Below are 19847 nucleotides of genomic sequence, written 5' to 3' on the forward strand. Positions count from 1 at the left end.
CTAAGTTGGGAATAAAGTGATCCATCAAGGCCTAACATCCTTCTAGGTGGATCACTTTCAGATTAGAAAAAGTGGATCACTTTTACGTTAGAACGTGGATCACTTTTATGTTGACAAACACAGTGGTTTAGGTGTCCAATGGGGAACATATGGGTGGGGACTTTGTAGTACCGGAGGTTTCTGTATGGATAGGAAGTTACCGAACTACGTGAAGCTGTACCGCGTAGGTGAGCTAAAGAGGCGAGCTGATGAAGCGGTGGCCCGGTTAGCCAGCTGTGCTCTCTGCGCACAAGTCTGCGAAGTTAACCGGCTAGAAGGAGAAGTGGGGGTATGCCGAACAGGAAAGCTTGCTGTTATTTCTAGTTATGGCCCACATTTCGGAGAAGAGCGGGTGTTGGTCGGAACCAGTGGTTCGGGCACTGTCTTTTTTGCCAACTGTAATCTTTCCTGTGTATTCTGCCAGAACTGTGACATTAGTGCGGACGGTTTAGGAACAGAGGTAACTAGTTTCGAGCTTGCCGAGATTATGCTTCGCCTTCAGGAAAGTGGCTGTCATAACATCAACTTAGTCTCCCCGAGTCATGTGGTGGCTCAAGTGCTTGAGGCCCTAGTCCTTGCAGTGGAAAAGGGCCTGACATTACCGCTCGTCTACAACACCGGGGGATATGATTCGCTATCAACATTGGAATTGCTTGATGGGGTAGTCGACATCTATATGCCCGATTTCAAGTTTTGGGATGCTGCCACAGCCACACGTCTTGCCAGAGCGAAGAACTATCCAAGGGTTGCCCGCGTGGCAATCTACAAGATGCATCGGCAAGTGGGAGATCTGGTTATAAACAAAGATGGCCTTGCCTGGCGTGGTCTATTGCTCCGTCATCTCGTATTACCCGATGGTCTAAGTCAGACCCGTCAAATCATGGGCTTTGTTGCGCAGAAGATCTCTCCCCATACCTATGTAAACGTAATGGGACAGTACTATCCTGCTTATCTAGCCCATAGATATCCCAGACTAAACCGACCTTTACGGCAGTCCGAATACCGACGGGCTGTGGCGGCAGCTCGAGATGAAGGATTACATCGCTTTGCGGACTAGACGAAACAACCGCCGGTCTAGGAGGCTACTTGCTCCTTGGGCCTGATATTAGTCCTTCGTTTTCTACCGGAAGCTTTTGGATCAGTTCTGTTGGTATAAGGCAATCAGGTAAGACCTCGGGCAATGATCCCCAGTGGATTCGGTCGATCAGCCATCTGCCGTTTTTGTTAACAAAGCCAACCGATACAGGTGAACTCATTTCCCCAATTACCTTAAATCGAAATCGATTTCGCTCCGCTAGTGTTACATTGAGTATTCCATCTACTTGCGTAACTGTTTCACGGGGAAGAGTGTAAGTAGACCGTGCGGGCATGAAACTGATCTGAATATCCGATATATTGCTAATGGGAAGATATTCCCTCCAGTAGTTGGTATACAGGTTTTCAATTTCCTTCCGGGCCAGTCTGATGGTTTGTTTATCGAGGGTTCCCAGCGGAAAATATGTTACGTCTACTTCCGGGCACAGGTAAGTCCCAATAGATTCCGGACGCTCTTGTAGATAATCCAGGAAGAATGATTGCGTGAGGGCGAGGGGATGACCTGCTATCAAGGGTCTTATTGGTACTCTGTCTCGAAACTGTCCCTGAGCTTCTAGGGTTCGCCGGACAGGACTGTATGTTGCTACTACCTGTCGACCAGCATGAATCACCTTCCACTCACAAAATCCCGGAATAGTGTCTTCCGGTCCAACCCAGATGTCCTTGGCCAGGTAAACAAAGTAAGCGGCGGTGCCCCTATAAGTGCCGTCGAAATTACCCATTTTAGCTTCGACCTCAATCTTCAAAACATCCTCGTAGACTTGATTATTCCAGGGGCTACGTAGAATACCTATATGGCGTTCTGCAGCCTGTCCTCCCAGCCAGATTGTTAGATTATCAGGAAAGGTTTCCGGCAGGAATTCCTGTCTATAGAATGTTTCCCATTGCTCCAAGGTCAACGCTTCTAGGACGTCGCTGTGCAGAAAGGCCTGATAAATCCGTTTTGGTTCTCGGATACGGAAGAACCAAGCAATGAGCATGGATATGTGATTGTTCCAATCTAGCTTGCGTGATGCAAGTTGCTGCACAACGGGAAAGAGCTTTGGCGCCAACTCTTCACTTCTGCTAGTTTGCATGATCCCGATCACTGCTTTTTCCTTTGGGTACGGGGAAGCAAATTCTCCAAATAATTTGTTGCCGCGCCAAACAGGAATCTTAGTCCTAGGGTCCTCGATAAGATAATTGCCGATGGTCATGAAATAGTGGTGTCCATTATGATAGCAAGGATAATACAGACTACCAAAGTCTAGTTCATAGGCTGGGATCTGGTTAGCTTCCACAAACGGTGTCAGTTCAACCATGGTGCTATGGGCCATCTCTAGGTAATCCGCTGCGGTGCTTTCCGGCATGATCACCAGGTCCGGAAGCTTGATGTCGGTAATAAGGCTTGCTATTAGTTTTTCGGAGGCCCCTGGTGAAATGTTGTGATTCTCGAACCCTAGTTGTTCGAGGGTATTCGCCAGGGCCTGATGGGAGTAGCATCCGTCAATGATCATGACTTCCAGGCGCTCTTTGTAACTGGGCGTTCTCTTGCTAGCAACACCCCAGAGGGCTAGCCCCACGAAAACACACCAAACAACGATGGTGATCGTGACCCGAATACGCTTCATGGTCATTCCCCTTCCTGAAATATTGGTGGCAAGTGTCCCCCAGCGTTATCCTTGACGGAAGCAGATGACGTAAGACGAGAAGATCATATGGAATATACAGTCTATATAGGTATATTCCATATGTATCCAGGGATTACCTGCTGGGAGTACACCGTTATGTTCGTAAAGAAACGGAAAAGGAGGCTAAATGTATATTCATCTTTCTCATCCGATAGGATTAGCCCAACAGAGGAATAAACGGTCCGGTATATCTGCTCTAGGGTACTTGAGCAGATTACCGGACCCGTGATAGTTGTCGTCCTCTTTGCTATGAAACCTCTGTCTCAATGACAAAACCATTTTTCCCCATACCTTCTCAGGTAGAAGCCCCTTGTGACTACCTCTTTGGATGCGCAAGTTAATACTGGTGCAAAATAGCCCCAGGCCTATACGAATCCTACATTTGGAAACGGCTACTCTGCTGGATTACTAGGAGCATCTAAGCCTGACGCCGATTTTGGTATATAGATACGAAAGTGAGAGGCTACCTCCTCTATACGACCGGAAATATCGGCGGTGGCACCCTTTACCGCCACGTTGAAGGCGCGGTAGTCATAGTTACCCCACCAGGTCTCATCAATTACAACATACTGTGCAGTGATATTTGTTGGACGGTTTGCCGCAGTATTTCGACCATTAGTCCATCCTTCCGGACGGTATTGGTATCCCGGGTCGATTACGATGAGGGTGCCGATTGGCAAGTCCTGCCGTGTAAATTGGCGGCCTGATGCGACAAAATTGATCAGATTAGAAGCGGTGCTGTTCCTTCTGGATACGAGTTCTATGCCCGCAGGGGAATTCCAATATGCACAGCCAACCGGTTCCCAATCAAATAAAGCATACTCGGACAGATCATAGGGAGATGGAATCTCTACAAAGGAGGAAGGGGACACCTCATAGGGCCTTTCCACGGCCCGTTCAGCAGCCTCCTTCATCATTGACAGATAGGCGGAGGGAATACCGGCAGGTAGAGATTTCACTCCATCTAGCGAGAAACCAATGGCCTTTATCCAGGTTAGTCCGGCAATGTAGCGGCCAATATCCTCGCTCAGGTGATATCCGTCCCGGGTCAGGGTATCGCCAAGAAAACTGGTCCGGGCATTTTGGATAGCGGTTCCCGCCGGAATCACAAAGGAAAAGGCCTTGTTGGTTAGGATCTTTGTCTGCACAGCATTGGTAATGGCACGGTACATGGTCATCTGATCTTTGCTGTATCTTCCGAAATCCCCATGGTTGCTACTGGACTCATAGGCCCAGGTCATGTGCCATCCTAGCTGTACATCCTTGCCGACATGGTCTTTTACATAGTTAATGAGATTGATCAAATCGTAGTTGTAGGTCTCAGGCGCGCCGCTTAGACCGCTAACTTGCTGCAAGGTTACGATGTCCCAGTCTTCGTCTTGCAGACCGTCGAGCAAGGATCTGCGGGAAGTGCTAGCCCAGTATCCATTAGTATTCTTGAAATATGTATATGCGGCGGAGTCAGTTCTGGCGTTACTCCAATGGGTATTCAAGGAACATCCGCCGATATACAGGTTTCCTATCACAATATGGGTTGCCCCGCAGTCGGCAGCAATTTGGTACAGATACCGGGTCGCATCCTCGCTGAAACTGTTTCCAATGGCAAGGATTTTGAGCTGTCTGGAGGCGGGAACTGTTTGCGCGGCAACCACTCCGCGCAGGGTAAAGAAGGCAACAAGCAACACAGATATCAACACGCTAATCACGTTTCTCCTTTTCATAGGGACTTCAATCCTTTCTTTGTTGAATTTGGACAGGACACCACTGAAGCAAGGAGTGTGAAAGGATATCACCTTGCTTTCTCATGAATCCCACTTTATACTAAAAATTATACACAGAATGGCCTTGTTAAAACAAGGAAACGATTCTAGGAAAAAAGCTGGTAGGTTTTGCCCGGTAGGGAGGAAGTCTAGTTGCGTATTTTCTCAATCACTGAGCCCTTGGTAGAGGGACGGTATTGGAGTAGTGGATATACCAGAGGGATCCGGCAGGAGGCGGCAAAGATAAAGGCCAAGTTCACCGAGATCACTCCCGGTGAACTAGGTCTTGTTATGGAGGAGAGTCAGTTCTCTGACGTGCGGCCGGTGGTCATTGTAAACTGCATCTCCAAAGCTTGGACCCTTGATTGCCTGACCTTGCTGACGGATGCCGGTATTCACCCCTTACTTTTGACTCCCTTTGGCGGACGTACAGAGGAGTACAGCACGGTGTCGTTGGACTTCTACGGTACGTTTTTGTCCCTGTTCCGTTATTTGGATTTGGCGGGAAAGGGGCGAATTGCTTTGCTCGGGTTAAACCCGGATTCTGTGAATGATACAGTGAAGATACAAGCCTTCTCAGCCTATCAGCGCACCGCCCCCGCGGGGACTGAGCATATCTTTTGGAACCAGGGATCGTTGTTGGAGTGTTGCCAGCGGTTTTTTCAGCATAGAGAGGATTATGATGCCATTGTTTGTACCAATGATGTCGTGGCGATTAGACTGATCAATTTCCTCAATGAAAATGGTGTTCGTGTGCCGGAAGATTGCTGGGTGGCTGCAATGGGGAATACGTTCCTCGGTGGTTTGATCAGTCCTAGCATTACAGTGGTGGAAATGGACTGTCAAGCCATTGGCCGGCAGGCAGCGCGGTTGTATGCCTTTTTGAGGAAGAACCCATGTCTATCCGCTTTACGGGCGGTGGTACCAGGACACATCCTTGTACGCTCTTCCACTGCAGATTTCCCGGTCTACAGAACACAGCCTAGGTCTGAAAGAACCAATACCCGAGGGGACACATTGAACTTTTACGCAGACCATGACGTGGCCAAGATATTTCTCCTGGAAAACCTGTTTCAAAACAGCGATGAGACGGATCTGCGAATTCTGAGGGGACTGCTTTGCGGTAAAACATACGCGGAGTTAGCAGAAGAGGTTTTTCTCTCTGAACGTGGGGTAAAGTATCGTACCTACCGTATGGTGGAGTTGGCGGAATGCAGTTCGCGAGGAGAGCTTCTGTCAATGTTGACACAGTATGTTGATTGACCCTACAAGATGGGGAAGATGGTATCGATGCTGGAAGGGGATTAATCACGCCAACGCCATCTGTAAGCAGTACATAACCATGTCTAAAGCAAACTTGAAGCCCAAGTTATCGGGCGATACGATGCTTTGCCAAGAAGACGCATCGTTAAGCTTTCGATGGCCCCCGGTATGACCTCAAATGCTCAAGACCTATTGGCTGAGAGTATCCTCGATGGCCTGGAAGAGTAGCACCCGTCGATATTTATGACCTCTAGGGGCTCCTCGTAATTGAGTGAGGTTTTCTCAATAGCACCCCAAATGGCCAGCCCCGTAAGAACGCACCAGACAATGATCGTGATCGTTAGTTTGACCCGTCTACGCTTCACAGCCCTTCGCCCTTTTCGGCGTTCATGTGGCGATGTTTGGACACAACGTAGGTTGTGTCTCCCATCGCGACAAGCTAAAACGCCATATGTAATATACAGTCTATACTAAATACATGCGATTTCTATCCATAAATTACCTGCATGGGGTCACAGGTAGCGTTTGCATTTAGCACGATATAGAAGGGTTAAGACGTTTTTCGTCTCTAGAATAGAAAACATGGGCAGCAGGTTGGCTCCCGACAAGAAGTACAGGCTTTGGTCTGGTTTGCGCGCTGGGGAGTGGATTGATTAGGAGTTAAAGGTGCATCAGTTGACAAAGCTCCTTAACAAGCCACCGAGTCTTGCCTAGTTTTCACTATGCCGCAGATATGCAGTAAATCAAGACATGTGGTATAATCTCGGATGTATGGTTAATCACCTCGGAACTCCCACGTATGTTCATAAGGTTATTAAGGGTGAATGAGATTTGCTTAGCAAACCAAAATGTATACCCTGTGCTCTGCGCCAAGTTTTAAGTACGGTCGGTCAAGTGACCGATGATATCCACGTGCAAAAGGACATTCTAGATGAGGCTATGGCTGCTCTTTTGAAGATGCCAGTCTTCGAATTGAGTCCTGCTGAGCTTTCCACTAGGGCGATCAAAATAGCTTGCGAAATGCTAGATGATCCTGACCCCTACTACCAGGCTAAAAAGAAGTACAATGCTATTGCCTTAGAGATGGAACCACATCTAGGGCAGATCCTAGAAGAACAAGAGCATCCTTTGTTTGCGGCATTACTACTTTCAGTGGCGGGGAACATTATTGATCTTGGCATCCTAGAGCATATTGATATTGATCAGGCGATCCTCCGTGTCCTTGAAAACGGACTTGCGGTTAATGATTACCCAACGTTGCTGCGTCTGCTGGATGATGCGGAACAGGTCCTCATCATTGGAGACAACGCCGGGGAGATTGTCTTTGATAAGCTCTTGTTAAAACAGCTAACCAGCTATGAGGTTTTCTATGCGGTGAGGGGTGGGCCGATCATTAACGATGCATGCCTAGAAGATGCCCTCGAGGTTGGGATTGATCAACTTGCTAAGGTGATCACAACTGGGTCAGATAGACTGGGCATCACTGCAGATTGCTCCCCCGAGTTTTGGTTGTGCTTTGAGGAGGCAGATGTGATTATTGCCAAGGGGCAGGCAAACTTTGAAACGCTACAACCACACCCCCGACTGTTTAACTTGTTGACTTGTAAGTGTGACTTAGTTGCCTCAGAGCTGGGGGTTTGTCTCAACGATTCAGTTCTTTATTTTCAAGGAAGACTATAACGGTTAATCTGGGGGTTTAGATATGGGTAAGAGCTTACGAACAGATGACTTGTTGCAAAAACTTAAGCAAAAACCAGTGATTGCTGGCTTGCGGGATTTCACCCAGATTGATGAAGTCCTTGGCGCAGGATGCCAGGTTGTTTTTGCACTCCGTGGGGATGTCTTTCAGCTGAGAGATGTAAGCGAAAGATGTAAAAAGCACGATGCGCTGCTCTTTGTCCATGTGGATTTAATGCAGGGGATTGCCGCAGATGCAGCTGGATTACGTTTTATTAGTGAGTTAATGTATATCTCGGGCATTCTCACTACTCGGAGTTACTTGGTGAAGGCGGCAAAGGAGGCCGGGCTTCTGACCATAATGCGCCTTTTTTGCTTAGATACCGAAGCTTTACAGACTGGAATTCAGGCTTGCCGTAAGTGTCAACCCCATGCGGTAGAGGTTTTACCGGGGTTGGTGGCGCCAAAAATTGTCAGTCGGTTACCGAAGAAGGATTTTCCGCCCTTAATCGCTGGAGGATTAATTAGTACCCTTGATGAGGCGAGGGATACCTTGGTCCCTGATATTGTTGGGTTTTCCAGTAGCAATAAGGAGTTGTGGCACAGTGACGCTAAGACCCTCCGTTGATAGACTATACAAGGGATATATGTTTGATCTAGATGGCACCATCTACTTTGGGAGCAGGTTACTACCCGGTGCCCGTGAGGTTGTGGAGTACCTAAAGAACGCGGGAAGACGTGTTCTGTTTTTGACGAATAACCCTCTTTTGACCCGCGAGGACTATGCAGATAAGCTTACACACATGGGTATTAGCACCACACCGGAACAGGTTCTTTCTTCCGCCGATATATTGGCCATACATCTTAGTGGGAAACACGCGGGTTGTAGTGCCTATGTTCTTGGGGAAGCACCGCTGATCAGTACCCTGCGGCAAAGCGGGGTCCAAGTTATCGAAGAGCCGGTGCCGGATCAGAAAGTAGATTATGTAGTGGCCTCCTTCGATCGTACCTTTAATTATGAAAAGCTAAACCACGGCATGCAGTTACTTCTAAACGGTGCCACCTTAATTGCTACCCACGCGGATCCGGCCTGTCCTTGGGATGGGGGACTAATCCCCGATGCGGGACCGATTATCGCGGCCCTAACGGTATGCGCTGGGAAAAGACTAGATTGGATCGCTGGAAAACCGTCTCTGCTTACATTAGGGGTGGCCTTGGCACAGATCGGTTGCTCCTCCGGCGAAACCCTTATGGTTGGAGATCGCCTAGCCACAGATATCCAATTGGGTGCCGATCATGGGATGGATACCGCTTTTGTCTTGACCGGAGGAGATACAGAGCAAGACATCTTTAACTATGAGTTTCGTCCAACCTACGTGTTGCATAACCTGTGGGATATTCTGCCCCGGGCGGTTTCGGCGGAGATTTTGGAAAAGGGGGCTAGCGACGCGCGATAGCTATGAGCACATATCCCCGTCTTGGTACCGATGAATCGGGAAAGGGCGACTATTTTGGTTACTTGATTACAGCCGGTGCAGTGGTCAGTGGTCCTGAGGATGAAGTACGCCTAAAAGATCTTGGAGTAATGGATAGTAAGAGGATCACAGATAACAGGGCGCTGGAGTTAGCGGGTAAGATTAAGGGCTTTTTGCCCTATGAGATCGTTGAGATGTCACCGAGTAAGTATAACCAGCTTTATCCGAAATTCGGTAATCTGAACAAGCTTTTGGCCTGGATGCACGCACGGGTCATCGAGAATTTGCTCAGCCGATGTCCCTGTCAGGTTGTTATTGTAGATAAGTTTGCCGACGAAGGGGTTTTGCGGTCTAGTTTGATGAGCAAGGGTCAGAATGTGCCCCTTGTGCAAAGAACTCATGCAGAGGTGGACCTGGCGGTAGCCGCAGCTTCGATTTTGGCCCGGGCCCGGTTTCTTGAGACCTTGGATAAACTATCACAGACCGCTGGGATGACGCTTCCTAAGGGAGCCGTTACCGTGATTGAGCCAGCGAAGGAAGTCGTTGCAAAGAACGGACCGGAGTCTCTTGGTAGTGTTGCTAAGCTACACTTTAAAGTCACAAAGTCGGTATTGGGGGAATAGACTAGAGAGCCGATTTCGTCTCTGGAGTTTTTTTCCCGCGTGTCTTGTACAGACTAAGAAACAGAAGGAGATTATCTCCCCTTTGCCGAAAATAGGGAGCAAGTTGGGGTTTGGAAGGGGTAACAAGTTGAGTCGAGCATGGGTGAATGAACTAAAGGAAGGCCAACAAGTGGCCGAGTTTTATGCGCTGAAAGACAAACGTCTGATGCCATTTAAGCAAAAGGACGGCAATTTCCTCATGGCCGTACTGTCCGATCGGACTGGCGATGTCCGGGCGGTGATGTGGGAAGGGGCCGACAAATTAGAAGATACCATCGAGGTTGGTCGAGTAGTCTATGTTGTTGGTCGGGTGGAGTCCTTCCGGGGCGAGCCCCAACTGGTGCTAACCTCCATTCAAAGGACACTGGATGAAAACATTGATGCTATGGTTTTTCTACCGTCTACTACCCAAGACCGTCAGGAAATGGTGGAGCGACTTAAGGCCATTATCGGGAGCATTGCCCAACCGCATCTATCCGCGTTGCTTAACCAAGGATTACTGGAGAATGATGGGTTACTGGAGCGGTTTACCCTGGCTCCCGCGGCGAAGTCAATGCACCAAGCCTACATTGGTGGGCTCCTAGAGCATACCCTTAACGTGGCGGCCCTATGTCAGGCTGCTGTTCGATTGTATCCTTCGGTAGACCGAGACTTGTTAGTGGCCGGTGCGATTCTTCATGATCTAGGAAAGGTTGAGGAGTATACCTGGACGACCGTAGTAGATCTCTCTGATCCCGGTAAGCTCCTAGGACATATTGTCATCGGTGGGAAAATGGTAGATAACATGATCCAGGCAATCGAAGGGTTCCCTGCAGAACTCGGTCTACGACTTCAGCACATGATTGTCAGTCATCACGGCGAGCTGGAATGGGGGTCGCCCAAACAACCCCAGACGTTGGAGGCATGTATTCTTCATTTTGCAGATAACATGGATGCCCAATGTAGTAGGTTCCAGCAGATTCTGTTTGATGAATCGGAAGACCAGTGGACCAGCTACGATCAAAGATTGGGACGGCAGCTGTTTGTGGGTGAGGCGAAGGGGTCAAGATTGGTGGGGGGAACCGGTTGAAGGAACACTATTTTTCGAAAGACCCCCAAGTAGTATCGGATGTACGACAGATCGAAGTCACTTTACGGGGAGAGACCTATCGGTTTTACACTGACCGGGGCGTATTTTCCTATCGGGATATTGATCCTGGCAGTCGGATTTTGATTGAAAATATGGAGATTGCAGATCGGGGAACGGTTTTAGATCTCGGATGCGGTTACGGACCTATTGGGATTGTGGCTGCAAGGCTTTCCCCAAAGGCTTTGGTGTATCTGGTGGATGTAAATCAAAGGGCTGTGGAACTGTGTCAGAAAAACATTGACATAAATTCCCTAGAAAATGCTACGGCCTTTGCCAGTGACGGATTTGCCAGTATAGATCAGCTACGGTTTGATATGATTCTCTGTAATCCGCCGATTCGGGCGGGAAAGCGAGTGGTCTATCCGCTCATCTCCCAGTCCTTTGAACGCCTGTACGCCCGAGGCTCTTTATGGTTGGTTGTTCGTAAGAAGCAAGGCGCGGCGAGTATGACTGAGTATGTTCATACACTATTTGGCAACTGCCAGATAGTCAAGAAGAAGGCCGGATACGTCGTACTTAAGGCAGTGAAAACATCCTAGAGCAGGGAATCTATGTTGCTTTATAGAATATACTTTTATCCAGATTAACAGCTAAGATTAAGAGCTAAGGAGATTTGCCTATGGCTTTGCTGCGGATTGTGGGCGGTATACCACTAGAAGGAGAAGTAATGATCAGCGGTGCAAAGAACTCCGCTTCGGTGCTTTTACCTGCCTGTTTGCTTACTTCCGAAACCTGTATACTAGATAACGTACCTGAAATAACCGATGTTGACACCCTACTTGGGATTCTCACCCAATTGGGTGCTAGAATAGAGAAACAAGACGATGAAGTTTTGGTTAACTCGGCGAGCATTTATGAGCCGGTGGTACCCTATGATTTAGCTAGAAAACTGCGGGCATCAAGCCTTTTTCTTGGACCTTTACTGGCCCGATTTAAGGAGGCCAAAGTGGCGATGCCCGGAGGCTGTGATATTGGATCCCGCAGTCTGGATCTACACATTAAGGGTTTACGGGCCTTAGGGGCCGAAATATCTGTGGAACACGGGTATCTTGTAGGTAAGGCTAGCAAATTGCAGGGGTGCGAGATCTACCTTGACTTTCCCAGCGTTGGTGCCACAGAAAACTTAATGATGGCAGCCAGCCTTGCGGAAGGAACTACGGTGATTCAAAACGCTGCCAAGGAACCGGAGATTGTGGACTTGGCCAACTTTTTAACCGCCATTGGCGCCCGGGTGCGTGGGGCCGGAACCGATGTGCTACGGATCGAAGGGGCCGAGAAACTAGGTGGTGTTAGGCATACGGTAATTCCTGATCGGATCGAGGCAGGCACTTATCTTTTAGCCGGGCTAATTACTGGAGGCAGAGTTACCGTTTGTAATGTCATCCCGAAGCACTTGGAGGCGGTTGTGGCCAAGCTTGAGGAAACCGGCGCTATGTTTGAAGTCGGTGAAGAGGAGATTACCTGTTGGTGCACGGGTAGACTGCGTTCGGTCCAGGTGAAGACCATGCCCTATCCCGGTTTTCCTACAGATTTACAGCCCCAGTTGACCGCTTTACTTATGCTTTGTGAGGGGACAGGCATTGTTAATGAGCGGGTCTTTGAAGACCGTTTTGGGCATATAGATGAGCTAAGACGTCTTGGGGGAGATATCAAGACCGATGGACAGACCGCAGTTGTCAATGGGGTCACCGCGCTGCTTGGAGCGCCGGTAAAGGCTGCAGATCTGCGGATGGGTGCAGCGTTGATCCTGGCGGCCTTAGCTGCGCAAGGAGAATCACTAGTCGATGGTGTAAACCACATTGACCGGGGCTATGGTCACCTCGAGAGGAAACTGGCAGGGATTGGTGCTAACATTAAACGGATAGATGCATCTGTGAGGAAGTTTACGCTAACAGGCTAACACTGGAGGGATTCCATGGGCCGGATTGTGTTTGCAGCTCTAAGCCCCCATGCTGCTGTACTGATCGACAGGATCGGGGGCATACGAACCAGACAAGTCCAAAACACGGTGGAGGCGTTGGAGGCCTTGCGGAATAGGCTTGAGGTCAAGAGGCCAGAAACGCTCATTGTTCTAAGCCCCCACATCAACCCAGGCCCTGCAGTGCTAGATGAGAAGCAACTTATCGGGGATTTTGGCGACTTCGATCATCCCGAGATGAAGCTTAAGTTTGCAGCGAATCAAGTCTTCAATCAAGCCCTGTGCTCTACGGCTGGCTTGGCCTCCTTTCCTTTGCATAAAGTCTATGGTGCTTTGGATTATGCTAGCTTGGTTCCCCTATATTTTCTGTGTCAGGGGATTGCTCCAAAGGTAGTAAGTCTAGGAGTAGGGTTTCCCTCTCCCCAAGATGCATGGCAGTTTGGAGAGATTATTGCAAGTACGATCCAAAGGCAAGGCGGCAACTATGGCTTGATCGCGAGTGGGGACCTGTCCCACCGCCTAACCGCGGATGGTCCGGCGGGGTATCATCCCGATGGAGCGAGATTTGATCGGTTATTGCTCGAATTACTAGAAAAATGTGATGTCGAAGGCCTTTTCAATCTGCCCTTTGAGTTCATTGAAAATGCGGGTCAGTGTGGACTCGGTCCTCTAGGTGTAGTGTTATCCTGCATTAGGGGTGGTCTGCAAAGAACCGAGGTCTTGTCATATGAAGGGCCCTTTGGGGTGGGGTATGGTGTTGTGGATTTTCTCCTGGAAGGAGGACCGTAAGGTGGCTCATCCTCTAGTTGAAATAGCCAAACATGCTGTAAACACCTACGTGAGGGAAGGACGGGTGGTTCCGCCCAAGGGAGTCTTTACTACTCCTGCCGCGGCTTTTGTTTCATTACACAGGAATGGCAGCCTGCGGGGCTGTATGGGGACGATTGAACCGACTAAGCCTTCTGTAGAAGAAGAGGTCATCGCCAATGCAATCAGTGCTGCAACCCGGGATCCCCGATTCTTACCAGTTAAGGTAACTGAACTGGAGGATCTGCACTATGCGGTGGATGTGTTAAGTACACCCGAAGAGATTAACAGTGTGGCCATGTTAGACCCTAAGGAATACGGAGTAATTATCAGTTTTGGTACGCGGAAGGGCGTGTTATTACCTGATCTACCCGGGATAGATCGCCCAGAGAAGCAAGTTGAGATTGCTAGGCAAAAGGCGGGGATTCCGGAGAACGCAGATTACCGACTATCCAGGTTCCAGGTGGATAGGTATTCCTAGTAAGGAGAATCCCATGGATAAGGTGAGTAGGTACCAAAGGCGAAGCGAAGACTCTGTTCGTTGTATGCTGTGTCCCCACTATTGTCTACTGCATCCAGGGGAGAGGGGACGTTGCGTGGGGCGGCAGAACAACCAGGGTCGACTGATCTCCTCTAATTACGGACAGGTGGCAGCTTTGGCCCTGGATCCGATCGAGAAGAAGCCTTTGTACCATTTCCATCCTGGTGGCCAGATTCTATCCTTAGGGACCACTGGCTGCAATTTCCGCTGTTCATTCTGCCAAAACTGGGAGATCTCCCAAAGAGAGACAACCACAAAATACTATGATCCCGAAGAGATTGTTGTTATGGCTGAGGGCTTAAGCGATTGTCTGGGCTTGGCCTTTACATATTCAGAGCCGATGATTTGGTATGATTTCGTCTATGATACCGCAATGCTGGCGAAAAACGCCAATTTGAACAACATATTGATTACAAACGGATTTGTGAACAAGAAACCGCTGCAGCGATTGCTTCAATGTATAGATGGGGTTAATCTGGACATCAAGTCCTTTTCCCCCGATTTCTACCGGAAGTATTGTGGGGGCATGCTATCTGCTGTATTAGATAGTGCCATCGTAATCAAGGAACAGTGTCATTTGGAGATCACCTACCTGATTATCCCCGATCTTAACGATGATGCAGATGAGATCACGAAATTCTCTTACTGGGTCGCAGATAACCTTGGTCAAGAGACACCGGTTCACTTTACCCGGTATTTCCCTGAGTTCAGATTGAGCCTATCCCCTACACCTGTGGAGACACTGTGGAAGGCAAAGGAACTTGCGGAAAGGGTGCTGGAATATGTTTATCTAGGTAACGTTGCAGATGGATCAGGCACCTACTGCCCCGAGTGTGGTAGACTTGTTATCACCAGGGAGGGCTACCGGATTAGTAGCATCCTTGAAGATGACAAGTGTCCTGAATGCGGTCGGATAGTAGTCTATAGCTAGAGGGGACTTAAGAAAACAGAGGGAAGGCGTAGGGATATGAGACGGATAATGCCATATATACGTGATGTGACCTGGGCATGTTGGGATGGGTTGGCCGCTTTCCTACCCAGAAACCTTGTTATCCTTGCTGGATTTGGAGCGGGCTTGAGTCTTTTTTGCATTCCACCGTTGCTTCTTCTAGTTTATGCAATCTTTGTGGCCTGTGTGGATCTGGTACAGAAGCGTAGTACTGACATCATCTCCCGAATCTTCATGGTTAATATGGAGGGGATCGCCAGTTACTTTCAAAGACTCTGGCCAGGTCTGGTTATCTTCGGTGGTGTTGGTATTCTGTTTGCTGTGTTGCGGAGACGGACCCTGCTTACGAAGAAATACCCTAGACTGTTTGGCCTTTCGTTTACTACAGAAGGATTAGTGGCCACATTGAGTGGGTACCTCATTTACTATCTTTTTGCCACTCTGATGGAGGTTCCGGGCCTACTAACCCAAGGAGTATGGTTGTTTATCTTTTCCGGTCCTGCCTTAAACCTGTATCTTCAGATCGTTCACTCTCTTTTTCTAGTGCTGCTAGCAGGTAGGGCATGGCAGTTTACCAGCCAAGCCACGGCGAAGATGCTGCTTTGGCAGAAGCTAGGTCTTGATGCGGATCGCATCAATTCTATCAGCGTGGATGGGCGCCAACGGATGATTGAAGTCGACGCTCTCTTGGATGCAACTGATTTAAGACGGGCCGAGGACCTTCTTTTGGGTCTACCTCACATTGCCAAAACCCGTGTTACCAGTCCTTTGGTGGATCCAAGAGAGTTCCATGTCCAAAGTGGTGAGTCCTGGCGTAGCTTAGCAGAGTCTCGGCAGGCAAGGTAGATGATTATTCCAAGCCATGTACTTCTTGCATTAGGGCCTCAACGTCGGTAACCGGTGGGCTGCAAGTAAAACCGTGACATATATATGCCGTTGGTTGCGGTGTAGATGCCACTTCTTCCCATAGAGGAAGATGGGATTGACCCATCTGCAACAGCACGAAAAGATCCGGTGAAAAGCTCTGCTTAAGGCTGTTTAGCATATTCTGCAACGTAGGATCTGTGGCCTGGCCAATGAGTCTGACCTCTTTGATCCCCCGACTCCAGAGGTGGCCCACGAGTAACAGGGTTGCATGACTAAAGGGGTCTCTTAACATAGCTGCTTTGTGGGTAGTAATCAGGATCTGTGCCTTCTCTGCCAGAACGGGGTTTATGATTCCTAAGCGGAGCATGTTTAGCGCGGTGATCCCTAGGGGCGAAGGAAGGGATTCATCCCAGGGTGTGATGGGTCTATGGAATAGATGCTCCGAAGGGGCGGTGCTATAAAGCTGGCCGGTGGCCTCATCCCAAAAAAGATCCAAACTTAGTTGGGTAAGCCCGATGGCATCCTCCAAGAACTCATCTTGGAATGTCGCTTGATACAGCTCAAATAGTCCAAAGACAAGATAGGCATAGTCATCAAGAAAACCAGGGATAGGGCTTAGGCGGCCAAGGTAACTTCGATGGAGTTGTTTTTGAACAAAGAGCTTGCTCTTGATGAAGGCATAGGTGTTTTGGGCTGCAGCAATGTAGTCGTGGCGATCAAGTACTCGGCCTGCGTTAGCTAGGGCGGCTATGGCCAACCCGTTCCATGCGGTGATTATCTTCTTATCCTGAAAGGCTCTTGGCCTTTGGTCTCTTTGGCGGAGCAGTTGTTGACGCAGGCATGTCAGTCTTTGAGCTATGAAAGCCGGTTCAAGGTGCAGCTCCCTAGATAAGCCTTCGGGCTCCATTGCTCTGTGTAATATGTTCTGCCCATCAGAGAAGTTGCCCCTTTCGGAAATACCGTAGTGTAAGCACAGTAATCTGGCGTCATTAGGAGAAAAAGCTTTGTTGATCTCCTCATATCTCCACACATAGTATTTTCCTTCCACGCCTTCGCTGTCGGCATCCATTGAGGTATAGAAGCCTCCATCGGGGTTCTTCATCTCCTTTAGAAGCCAGTCTAGGGTGTGGCAGGTGACTCGTGCGAAAAGTGATTCCCGGGACAACTGATAAGCATGGACATAGACCATGGGTAAAAGTGCATTATCGTAGAGCATCTTCTCAAAATGGGGTACTAGCCATTTCCTGTCGGTGGCATAGCGGTGAAACCCTCCCCCCACCTGATCATAGATGCCCCCTTTGGCCATTTCCCGCAGGGTGTGTAGGGCCATGGAGGAAAATCTGGGACCAAGGCTTAGGAAAAGTTCCAGGATGTTGACGGTGGGGAACTTCGGCGCCTGGCCAAATCCACCGTAGACTTCATCATAGATACTGATTAATCGTGAAGCTGCGTCACTGATGTCGCTAGAAGCAGGTGGTTTTTGGCTCAGTTTGTCCTCAATTGATCTAGCTGTCAGTACTTCCTTCAAGCTTTCTACTGTATGCTGAACTTGCTGTGGGCCCTCCCGATAGATTCTGGCGATTTCAAGTAGAAGATCAGCAAAGCCAATCAAGCCGTAACGGGGCTTTGGCGGGAAGTAGGTACCGACGAAAAAAGGCTCAAGATTTGGTGTTAAGAAAGCGGTCAAAGGCCAACCGCCTTGGCCTGTGAAAGCTTGGCAGGCCTGTTGGTAGATCTGATCTACATCGGGCCGTTCTTCCCGATCCACTTTGATATTCACGAAGTTCTCGTTCATGATCCTGGCGACTTCTTCATCGGTGAAGGACTCCCTGGCCATGACATGGCACCAATGGCACGCGGAATAACCGATGCTTAGAAGAATTGGTCTGTTCTGTGTTCTTGCCTTTTCAAAGGCCTCAGCTCCCCAAGGATGCCAATGGACGGGGTGCTCAGCATGTTGCTTCAAATAGGGACTGGTTTCGCCGATGAGTTGGTTCAATCTTGCTATCTCCTTAGTCTTTACTACTATTATGATGGAGAACATGCTGGCTTCTTATACGTCGAAGCTTGTGCCGACCCCAAGAGGCAATCGCCTCTTGGGGATTGCCATTATTCTATTCCCGGGAGCTGGTCTCTGCGGCGAGGGCGGGAATCTCCTTACGATCAATTAGTTTTCCACAGACCCATCCAAGCAGAAGTATGCCGGGGACGGTAAAACCATAGCGGGTGAGGGCAAACCTTAGACCAAGGAACTTGGTTTCTACCAGGATCATGGGAACCTTGACTACCGCCCAAGCACTAATGACAATGACGACGTTCTCGACACTTGCTCCCTTCTTGAGCAGTGCCTGGGTAATGGGGAAGGCAGCGTAGATGGGTCCTGCGGATACAGAACCCAGTAGGACCGAAGCAAGTCTACCCCGGAACCCAGAACTAGAGCCAAAGGTCTTCATAACGGCTTCCTTGGGAATCCAGAAATTGAACAGGCCTGTTAACACAAATACCGCTGGCATGACCTCAAGCATCTCAATCAGATAGTCCTTAGTAGTGAAGAGCCCTTGGATGAAGACCTCTCGATTGATGGCGGCGGTGACTAAATACGCAAGAGCGGCAATAACCAAGAGACGCTGCTTTTTCAGTGAGTTGATCAAGTGTTTCACAGGATAATCACCATCCCTAAGGCAATAAGCAAGGCAAGACCAAAGCTTAGGCCATTACGAATGTAGGCGAACTTCTTTCCAAAATGCTTAGTTTCAATAGGCAGGGTGGCAAACCCGACCATGGTTAAGGTAGTCAAGAAGGCGGCAATGGCAATGAGATATGCCCCCCGCTGATACAGTGAAGCTGCCAGGGGAAAGGCTACAAAGGCGGGCAGGATTGTCACCGAACCAATGATTGCGCCAAGCAAACCACTAAGAGCAACGCTGCCACTGCCAAGAATTTTGGTGATAATGTGGGGAGGCACCCAAGCAAGGAACAGGCCAATTAGGGCTAGTATCCCCACAATTTCGATACCGGTCTTGAAAAACAAGCCCTTGGCCATCTTAAGACTCTGTTTAGTTTTCTTCTTATCCTTCCACGCAGAGATCAAAAGGGCTACTAGGGCGATCCCGATTAATATTATGGTATTCAAGCTAACCATCCTCCAATGAGTGAGCACTCATTCATTAAGAACCAAAAAAACACCTATCCCATCAAACCAGTCAAAATGAAGGAGCTAACCTTCTTTACGACATCTTCCACCTCCCATTCTTCTTGTGTGTGGACCAACTGAAATGTGACCGCATGGATACTCCCAAGGGCTAGGCTACCAGCCAGGAATGGATCGTCAATGGGGTTTGGGCATGATAGAAACATTCTGGACAACTGCTCTGCTAGATCAGATCGGTAGTTTCGTACCGGAGCCAGTTCCTCTTTTACCGATGTGGTCATCTCCTGCATGAGTAAACGGGCTAAGTTGGGGTTCTCCAGTACATCCTGAAAGTGGATGCGCAAGAACTTTTCGAGTTTCGCCTGTAGACTCATTTTAGATAGGGTCACCTCTTCGAGGGTCTGGGCCCGCCTCGTATATGCTAGAGCGAATATCTGACCGAGGATGTCTTCTTTGGTGGAGAAATAGTTATAGATTGTACCCACCGCGACCTGCGCTTCCTTGGCAATGTTTGAAGTTGTCGTTTCATGAAAACCCTTTTCCGCAATTAAGCAAGTGGCCGCCTTTAGAATGACCTTCTTCTTATCCTCCATGATAGTCACTAACCCTTCCCAATGAATGAGTACTCATTCATTTTAGCAGAACTATGGGTAATGTCAAGAGCTGTTTTCACGGTAGTCATCGTTTGGCTACTTGCTCGTGTGCCCAGCATGTCTGCTGAGCCGAAGGGTTGAAAGAAACCCTGTCGCCTAACTAGCGGGAAGACAATCCGTAGGCAAGGGCGCCACTGGTAACGGTGGGGTCCGAAGGAAGTCGAAGGAAGAACATGGAACGTAGCGCAAGC

The 19847-nt window shown here is 49.0% G+C and carries 19 protein-coding genes; 13 read left to right on the forward strand and 6 right to left on the reverse strand.

Translation table 11 applies throughout. The features are described from left to right. The first annotated feature begins 184 nt into the window (after positions 1 to 184). Positions 185 to 1096, forward strand: a complete 912-nt coding sequence (locus M0Q40_10405; protein ID MCK9223009.1) for a radical SAM protein — start codon at positions 185 to 187, stop codon at positions 1094 to 1096. A gap of 25 nt (positions 1097 to 1121) precedes the next feature. On the opposite strand, the gene M0Q40_10410 is transcribed toward M0Q40_10405, so the two are convergent. Together M0Q40_10410 and M0Q40_10415 are read right to left on the reverse strand one after the other, a co-directional pair. Next, on the reverse strand, positions 1122 to 2744 hold the full coding sequence (locus M0Q40_10410; GenBank protein ID MCK9223010.1) for a hypothetical protein: 1623 nt from the start codon (positions 2742 to 2744) through the stop codon (positions 1122 to 1124). A 452-nt stretch (positions 2745 to 3196) separates the two neighbouring features. Further along, a complete protein-coding gene (locus M0Q40_10415) occupies positions 3197 to 4525 on the reverse strand; it encodes a DUF4886 domain-containing protein (protein MCK9223011.1) in 1329 nt (442 codons plus the stop codon). Positions 4526 to 4717: 192 nt separating this feature from the next. Here M0Q40_10415 and M0Q40_10420 point away from each other — a divergent pair, with 192 nt between their 5' ends. From M0Q40_10420 to M0Q40_10475, 12 genes are all read left to right on the forward strand, one after another. After that, positions 4718 to 5827 carry a substrate-binding domain-containing protein gene (locus M0Q40_10420; GenBank protein MCK9223012.1) on the forward strand — a complete coding sequence of 370 codons (1110 nt, stop codon included), beginning with the start codon at positions 4718 to 4720 and terminating at the stop codon, positions 5825 to 5827. An 831-nt stretch (positions 5828 to 6658) separates the two neighbouring features. Then, complete coding sequence (locus M0Q40_10425) at positions 6659 to 7507, forward strand: ARMT1-like domain-containing protein (GenBank protein MCK9223013.1); 849 nt, start codon at positions 6659 to 6661, stop codon at positions 7505 to 7507. 22 nt (positions 7508 to 7529) lie between these two features. After that, complete coding sequence (locus tag M0Q40_10430; GenBank protein ID MCK9223014.1) at positions 7530 to 8132, forward strand: glycerol-3-phosphate responsive antiterminator; 603 nt, start codon at positions 7530 to 7532, stop codon at positions 8130 to 8132. Next, positions 8110 to 8961, forward strand: a complete 852-nt coding sequence (locus M0Q40_10435) for an HAD-IIA family hydrolase (protein ID MCK9223015.1) — start codon at positions 8110 to 8112, stop codon at positions 8959 to 8961. The genes M0Q40_10430 and M0Q40_10435 overlap by 23 nt, the downstream gene beginning before the upstream one ends. A gap of 2 nt (positions 8962 to 8963) precedes the next feature. Then, on the forward strand, positions 8964 to 9602 hold the full coding sequence (gene rnhC, locus M0Q40_10440) for a ribonuclease HIII (GenBank protein ID MCK9223016.1): 639 nt from the start codon (positions 8964 to 8966) through the stop codon (positions 9600 to 9602). A 127-nt stretch (positions 9603 to 9729) separates the two neighbouring features. Beyond that, the gene (locus tag M0Q40_10445; protein ID MCK9223017.1) at positions 9730 to 10710 is read left to right on the forward strand and encodes an HD domain-containing protein; all 981 of its coding nucleotides are present in this window, start codon (positions 9730 to 9732) and stop codon (positions 10708 to 10710) included. After that, positions 10707 to 11309 carry a class I SAM-dependent methyltransferase gene (locus M0Q40_10450; protein MCK9223018.1) on the forward strand — a complete coding sequence of 201 codons (603 nt, stop codon included), beginning with the start codon at positions 10707 to 10709 and terminating at the stop codon, positions 11307 to 11309. Before M0Q40_10445 ends, M0Q40_10450 begins: the two co-directional genes overlap by 4 nt. Before the next feature lie 80 nt (positions 11310 to 11389). Further along, a complete protein-coding gene (murA, locus tag M0Q40_10455; protein MCK9223019.1) occupies positions 11390 to 12670 on the forward strand; it encodes a UDP-N-acetylglucosamine 1-carboxyvinyltransferase in 1281 nt (426 codons plus the stop codon). Positions 12671 to 12685: 15 nt separating this feature from the next. Beyond that, complete coding sequence (gene amrB / locus M0Q40_10460; GenBank protein ID MCK9223020.1) at positions 12686 to 13477, forward strand: AmmeMemoRadiSam system protein B; 792 nt, start codon at positions 12686 to 12688, stop codon at positions 13475 to 13477. 1 nt (position 13478) lies between these two features. After that, positions 13479 to 13976, forward strand: coding sequence for an AmmeMemoRadiSam system protein A (amrA, locus tag M0Q40_10465; GenBank protein MCK9223021.1), 498 nt, complete (start codon positions 13479 to 13481; stop codon positions 13974 to 13976). Positions 13977 to 13989: 13 nt separating this feature from the next. After that, a complete protein-coding gene (amrS, locus tag M0Q40_10470; protein MCK9223022.1) occupies positions 13990 to 14967 on the forward strand; it encodes an AmmeMemoRadiSam system radical SAM enzyme in 978 nt (325 codons plus the stop codon). A 36-nt stretch (positions 14968 to 15003) separates the two neighbouring features. After that, complete coding sequence (locus M0Q40_10475) at positions 15004 to 15831, forward strand: hypothetical protein (protein MCK9223023.1); 828 nt, start codon at positions 15004 to 15006, stop codon at positions 15829 to 15831. A gap of 4 nt (positions 15832 to 15835) precedes the next feature. On the opposite strand, the gene M0Q40_10480 is transcribed toward M0Q40_10475, so the two are convergent. The 4 genes from M0Q40_10480 to M0Q40_10495 form a co-directional block, all read right to left on the reverse strand. Beyond that, entirely contained in the window at positions 15836 to 17851 is a 2016-nt protein-coding gene (locus tag M0Q40_10480) for a thioredoxin domain-containing protein (protein ID MCK9223024.1), read from the reverse strand. 115 nt (positions 17852 to 17966) lie between these two features. Next, positions 17967 to 18512, reverse strand: a complete 546-nt coding sequence (locus tag M0Q40_10485; protein ID MCK9223025.1) for a permease — start codon at positions 18510 to 18512, stop codon at positions 17967 to 17969. Beyond that, positions 18509 to 18985, reverse strand: a complete 477-nt coding sequence (locus M0Q40_10490) for a permease (GenBank protein ID MCK9223026.1) — start codon at positions 18983 to 18985, stop codon at positions 18509 to 18511. The genes M0Q40_10485 and M0Q40_10490 overlap by 4 nt, the downstream gene beginning before the upstream one ends. A 53-nt stretch (positions 18986 to 19038) precedes the next feature. After that, positions 19039 to 19596: a TetR/AcrR family transcriptional regulator gene (locus M0Q40_10495; protein ID MCK9223027.1), complete on the reverse strand. Its 558-nt coding sequence runs from the start codon at positions 19594 to 19596 to the stop codon at positions 19039 to 19041. Positions 19597 to 19847: the final 251 nt, after the last annotated feature.

This window comes from Limnochordia bacterium (assembly GCA_023230925.1).
Lineage (GTDB): Bacteria > Bacillota > Limnochordia > DUMW01 > DUMW01 > JALNWK01.

Excerpts from the sequence above, each read along its gene's own strand:
- M0Q40_10405 (MCK9223009.1), top strand. The coding sequence starts at position 185 with ATGGATAGGAAGTTACCGAACTACGTGAAGCTGTACCGCGTAGGTGAG.
- M0Q40_10410 (MCK9223010.1), bottom strand. The coding sequence starts at position 2,744 with ATGAAGCGTATTCGGGTCACGATCACCATCGTTGTTTGGTGTGTTTTC.
- M0Q40_10415 (MCK9223011.1), bottom strand. The coding sequence starts at position 4,525 with ATGAAAAGGAGAAACGTGATTAGCGTGTTGATATCTGTGTTGCTTGTT.
- M0Q40_10430 (MCK9223014.1), top strand. The coding sequence starts at position 7,530 with ATGGGTAAGAGCTTACGAACAGATGACTTGTTGCAAAAACTTAAGCAA.
- rnhC (MCK9223016.1), top strand. The coding sequence starts at position 8,964 with ATGAGCACATATCCCCGTCTTGGTACCGATGAATCGGGAAAGGGCGAC.
- murA (MCK9223019.1), top strand. The coding sequence starts at position 11,390 with ATGGCTTTGCTGCGGATTGTGGGCGGTATACCACTAGAAGGAGAAGTA.
- amrB (MCK9223020.1), top strand. The coding sequence starts at position 12,686 with ATGGGCCGGATTGTGTTTGCAGCTCTAAGCCCCCATGCTGCTGTACTG.
- amrS (MCK9223022.1), top strand. The coding sequence starts at position 13,990 with ATGGATAAGGTGAGTAGGTACCAAAGGCGAAGCGAAGACTCTGTTCGT.
- M0Q40_10475 (MCK9223023.1), top strand. The coding sequence starts at position 15,004 with ATGAGACGGATAATGCCATATATACGTGATGTGACCTGGGCATGTTGG.
- M0Q40_10495 (MCK9223027.1), bottom strand. The coding sequence starts at position 19,596 with ATGGAGGATAAGAAGAAGGTCATTCTAAAGGCGGCCACTTGCTTAATT.